The 4,588-nt window shown below is 39.7% G+C and carries 4 protein-coding genes; 2 read left to right on the top strand and 2 right to left on the bottom strand.

Features of this window, described 5'->3' with window-relative positions; translation table 11 throughout:
* Window positions 1–374: 374 nt before the first annotated feature.
* Complete coding sequence (locus tag GNE10_RS32255) at window positions 375–1,547, top strand: helix-turn-helix domain-containing protein (RefSeq protein ID WP_099067812.1); 1,173 nt, start codon at window positions 375–377, stop codon at window positions 1,545–1,547.
* Between the two features lie 366 nt (window positions 1,548–1,913).
* On the opposite strand, the gene GNE10_RS32250 is transcribed toward GNE10_RS32255, so the two are convergent.
* Window positions 1,914–2,894, bottom strand: coding sequence for a glycerate kinase (locus tag GNE10_RS32250; protein WP_260447121.1), 981 nt, complete (start codon window positions 2,892–2,894; stop codon window positions 1,914–1,916).
* Window positions 2,895–2,910: 16 nt separating this feature from the next.
* Entirely contained in the window at window positions 2,911–3,243 is a 333-nt protein-coding gene (locus GNE10_RS32245) for a DUF565 domain-containing protein (protein ID WP_185570047.1), read from the bottom strand.
* Window positions 3,244–3,927: 684 nt separating this feature from the next.
* Here GNE10_RS32245 and GNE10_RS32235 point away from each other — a divergent pair.
* A complete protein-coding gene (locus tag GNE10_RS32235) occupies window positions 3,928–4,563 on the top strand; it encodes a hypothetical protein (RefSeq protein WP_185570045.1) in 636 nt (211 codons plus the stop codon).
* Window positions 4,564–4,588 lie beyond the last annotated feature (25 nt).

The following is a 4,588-nucleotide window of genomic DNA, read 5'->3' as shown; positions in this document are numbered from 1 at the left end:
AGATTATATATCTAGGGTGGTAGTGCCATGATTCTTGTGATGGAAGTTTGGTAATAATGGAAACAATTATCATTAAGATTCAATAATTCAAGGAAAAATTATGTCTACCCACTTAACTTAAGGAAATTTCTAAATTTTAGGTTTTTCAATGTTGACCTACTTAGAATTCTCCTACCAAAGGTAGAAGTAATACTGAGTTAAATGCTATAAGATATACATTTAAAGTTTGTGCTTGGCAAAAAATTCACAACAATTGCAGCTGCATGAAACTTAAATTTATTACTCAACAAAATCATCAATGCTGTAATTTTTTAAATCTTTAGTGAATAGATTTATTTTGCTCAACCTCTGCAAACAAGTGGCGGTAATTTAAGGTGAACATAGAAAAATTTATCCAACGCGCAGAAGTATTGCACAAGCGTTTAGCGGATTTATACCAAACTGCTAGCATCTTGCCTTGGATACCATCGGATCTTCTGCCACAGGCTTTTAAAGAATTATATAATACCTCAAAGATAGTGCAGTTAGCAGCAGAGGAATTGCATCAACAAAATGAGGAACTAATACAAACACGCAATTGGCTAGAAGCAGAACGCCAGCACTATCAAGATTTATTCGAGTTAGCACCAGATGGCTATATAGTAACTAATACAGAAGGTATTATTCAAGAAGCTAACTACACAGCAGCTAAATTATTTAATGTTTCAAAGCATTTTCTAGTAGGCAAATCAATGATAAATTTTGTCTCTCTAGAAGAACGTCAACAAATTCGCAATGAACTTGTACAACTATCGCAATTACCCAAAAGTAAAGAGTTATTAATACGTTTGCAAAAAAGTCATGGCGAATTATTTGATGCCGCTTTGACGGTGCTTGTTGTTCGTAATTCCCAAGGTAAGATAACTTGTTTGCGCTGGATGGTACGTAATATTTGCCAACGTCAGCCTTTAGAATCAGCAATAGTCAAGAATAATGGCTGTGATTTGTTTCCTGGTTATCCCGTGCAGAAATATTCTAAAGGAGAAACTATTCCTCTCAATCCATTGGTAATTTGGTATGTTTGTCAAGGTTTAGTTAAGCTAAGTACTTATTGTGAAACAGGTGAAGAAGTACTATTAGGATTAGCAACACCAGAAATGGTTTTTGGTAGTAGTTTAACTTCTCTCAATGTTTATCAAGCAGTAGCCCTTTCTGATGTTCAGTTGGTGTCAATTTATGCGGCAGAAGTAGCCAACTCTCCAACTTTGAGTCATACTCTTTTACCAAAAATAAATCAACGCTTACAGCAAACAGAATCTTTTTTAGTGATTTCTGGAAGACGAAGGGTACAAGAGCGCTTACACTATTTATTACAACTTTTGCAACGACAAATTGGTGAAACTGTACCAGAAGGAACTCGCTTAAGTGTTCGTTTAACTCATGAAGATATTGCTAGTGCTTGTTGTACTACGAGGGTAACAATTACACGATTAATAGGTAAATTACAAGAACAAGGTGTAATTGATTTTGATTTCAAAAAACACATGATTTTGAAAAATCTAGATTAGACCTCTTGCAAAAGTTACTTTTGCAAGAGGAGGAAAGGGACTCATGTTAAAGGGAAAAGGGTTTTTATTTGCCCTTTCCCCGGTTGGTGAGCTTGTCGAACCATTACCCCTTACCCTTTTCCCCACTTTTGCAAGAAGTCTATTAACAAGAAAGGCAGAGGGCAGGAGGCAGAAGGCAGAAGGGAATTCTGTTTCCTGCCCTCTGCCCGCGACCAAAGGGAGCAAGGGTTTAAGTCCCCCACCAAAATCGAAGATTTGGTGGCCCGCAATCAGTCTGGGTCTGAAGCCCAGACTGCATTGCATCCTTCTGCCCTCTGCCCTCTGCCCTCTGCCTTCTGCCTTCTTCACTTATTCATTTTTCAGGAGCTAATTTGCTTCACCATACACTTGACCAATACTCCGATCGCTATTAATCTCAATTACTAAATCAACGGCTGTTGCATCTTTTACTAACGGCTTGATGAATAATTCCGGGTGGAGCGATCGCCAAAAATAATTGACAAATTGCTCTATCTCTGCATCGTTCATTCCCGATTTACCCGCAGCAATCATCTGGTGTTCGGCGTGTTTGCGCCACTCTAAAGAACAACGATAATCGCTGGGATACAACACAATTAAGCTGTCTAATCGCTCCCACAGTGGTAGATAATCGTGGAGGCGGAGATTCATATCGCGGGCAAATCCTCGATCTTCCTCTGTAACAATTGGCGGTGGTGCAGTATCAAATAAGTCTGGATCGATTGGTCGCACGCCCACAAACCAACCTTCAAATAGTACTATATCTATATTATTTGTAACGATTTCTGGATTAGTGCGATCGCCTGCACCCTTGTATGCAGATTTATCAAACCGGGGAACCATAACTGGACTTTGGAATTCGCGGATTTTATCTAGTACATTTAAACCCAAGTTGATATCGTGGGTTCCTGGGGGGCCGCGCCAAATCAAGCGGGGGTCTTGTTGTGTTAAGAGCAAGCGATCGCTATAAGTTTTATATAAGTCATCCAAAGACCAACTCAAAGTCTTGTACCCCAATTCATCAAGAATCAAGCCCAGAACTTTGCACATTGTGGTTTTCCCAGTCCCCTGTCCTCCCAAAATTCCCTGAATCAAAGGCCGTCCCAACTCTTGACGCTGCGATGCGAGTTTCATTCCCAAAGGCAACCACAAGTCCCACAAAACTTGTAACATTTCCTTGGGTTCCCTTCCAAAGGAAGTTTGGCAGAACTCGTTAAAAGCCGGCAATACAGATTTTAGAAGATGCGATCGCTTTTCAATTACCTCATCAACATTTTCCATCGTAATCCCAAAAGCCTTTGCCCTCATACCATCTCCCCATCTCCCCATGCCTCTTATCCTCATCCTACGATCCCAACTTAAAGGCCTCAAGAAACAGACTGTAAGTAAAGCCAACTTTCAGGAGATTTAATGAGTCTACCAAGAGCGATCGCTTGGTGAAAAAAGGCTGGCGGTAAAATATTCTGCTAGTAATTTCCGTCAGGATTACTAAAAAACCAGCTACTACAATATCTAATTCTGCCCGTTGCCCAGCTGTGGTGGAAGCTGCGTTTCCCAGAAAAAAACCGAACAAAAAACTAATGATCAGCAACGACATTCGCCGCCAAGGGTTGAGAAACCATTGCCCCAACTGCCTAGCAATGGCATCAAATAAGTTATTCAGACGTGTGTTTTGCATTAAACGACTTTTGCCAAGAAGTCAACGTATCTTGAAATATAGCGATGTTGAAACTGAGAAAATTAGTTTTAGTATCAGCTTATTTGTTAATATTATAAATATCTGCTGGGTTTCCAGTGTCTATTCAAACTTTTTTGTATATTTTATCATCTTGAAGGAAGTACATAGCTTCTTTAATGGCTACTTTTCCGGGTACAGGATGAAACATACCATCTAGATTTATATCTGGTTTGGTAACTGAAGCTTTGTTGAGACCAGTAGCGGTTTCACTGAGTTTTGTTGTTTGATACAAATGTATTTCCTGATTAAGTATCTGATTTTTGTTTTTTTATGGAAGCTTACGTACAAAAACCGAGCAGCATACCTGTACACTCGTTGTCAGTTAAACATCAAAGGAATTACTTCCATAAAATGTTTGTGACTTGAAATGATATTTATCATACATTCCTCAGTATACTTTGAGGAAAATATATAGGAATTACATTCGATTTCTGTGAAGCTACCTACACTTTTATTCTTTTTTACCTGTTAAGAATTCCCTGTTCCCTGTCTCTTTGAGTAGTTCTCTGAATCAAATCGGATTCCTATATATTAGGCTACTTTGTGTCATCGCCTTTGGTTGATAAAGGGCTACCATTTGGTTAAGCCTAGACAAATATTTATTTCTAATAACTATTAATCAATATGAAATCCTTTGTTTATCGTAACCTGAGCGTTACAGCTTGTTGCTTAGGACTGCTAGTTGCTTTGGTTGGATGCTTGGGAGTTAGCGTATCCTTTGAGTCCACCAACCCAGATACATCATCGCAACTGCCATCTGATACTTCAGAGTGGGGCATAGCTTCATCTACAGGGATTTCACCTGAAAAAAATATCTTACCTAGTAACCTACCGCCTCTAGCAACCAACTCCAGTAATAAACCGCAAAATAGCACCAAAGAGAATACATATCCTGTTTTGGCAAATCGCGATAAATCAGCTACCAAGCCCAAAGGACAGGGAGCTTTGCGGATGAGCAATCAAACTAATCAGCCTGTGCGGCTAGCCTTACTGGCGCGAGAAGTAGCCAAAGGTTCTGGCGGCAAACAAATTAACTATGATGTCCCAGCACATTGGGATTTTGCCCCTGAAGAAGGTAGTAACAAAGGGCTGATTTTATCCTTACCTCAGAATAACTTGAAAGTGGAAAAGGGAGATTTTTTAGTTGCTTTTGCACAAGATGGCTCCCGCCGTTACTGGGGCCCCTACGTTGTAGGAGAAACTCAACTACCAAAGTGGAATACCCAAAGCAAAGAATGGGAACTGATACTGAGTCCATAATTTAGTGTTGAGTGGGGATGGGGCA

The organism is Nostoc sp. 2RC (genome assembly GCF_014222165.1).
Classification (GTDB): Bacteria; Cyanobacteriota; Cyanobacteriia; order Cyanobacteriales; family Nostocaceae; genus Nostoc; species Nostoc linckia.
The sequence above is the reverse complement of the archived record's forward strand: the minus strand, read 5'-3'. Positions and strand labels throughout refer to the sequence as shown.